Annotated in this window: 1 protein-coding gene; it reads right to left on the bottom strand. The window is 37.5% G+C overall.

What is annotated here, in order from left to right; all coding sequences use genetic code 11:
* Positions 1 to 104: 104 nt before the first annotated feature.
* Positions 105 to 822: tyrosine-type recombinase/integrase (locus KDU71_RS22785; RefSeq protein ID WP_212193437.1), on the bottom strand; the 718-nt coding region annotated here is incomplete at its 5' end.

Raw genomic sequence — 822 nt, 5'->3', positions numbered from 1 at the left:
AACACCAGAGTATATAAACTTGTCCATATACATTTTATTGTGCTCAGGTGTTTTGTCTACTTATCATGCTAATATAGGTAAATAACAAGACAAAATTACGTCTGCTAAAAATCATCAATTGGATTTTTAATCCTGGCAATGGCTTTATTCGATACATGAGTATAGATGTCTGTGGTTTTAGTGCTGGAGTGTCCTAAATGCACTTGTATGTGCCTGAGATCGGTTCCTTGTTCTAAATGATGCGTAGCAAAGCTATGCCGAAGGATATGGGGATATACACGACGAGTAATGCCCGCATTGCGGGCAGCACGTTTAATTACTTTATCAATACTTGTAGCACTATAGGGCTGATGATTGACTCCTTCGAATAACCAGGTGGAGGGTTTATGCTTAAAGTAATATTCCTTTATTATATTCATTGTTTTTTCAGGGATGGGTACCGTTCGGTCCTTGTTGCCCTTGGCATGCCTGATTAATAGCGTACGACGTTTCGAATTCATGTCAGTAAGCTGAATGTTTATGGCTTCGCTTCGTCGTAAGCCACATGAGTATATCAGCATTATTAAACACTTGTGTTTAATGTTTTTGGTTTGTTTAATCAAAGAAAATATTTCGTTTTTGCTTAATACTTCCGGTAAGCGTTTTTCTCTTCTGGGGCGATCAATGTCAAATAGCATTCTTTCCTTACCCAGTACCTTCTCGTAGTAAAACTTAATGGCATTAATGCGCTGGTTTTGTTGCGACGATGAGATATTATGCTCTTTAATAAGGCTTAGTATGTAAGCATTAATTCTTTCTTCGCTAATGGTATCTAATGGTTTG

The sequence above is a fragment of the Carboxylicivirga sediminis genome (assembly GCF_018156225.1).
Lineage (GTDB): Bacteria > Bacteroidota > Bacteroidia > Bacteroidales > Marinilabiliaceae > Carboxylicivirga > Carboxylicivirga sediminis.
The sequence above is the reverse complement of the archived record's forward strand: the minus strand, read 5'-3'. Positions and strand labels throughout refer to the sequence as shown.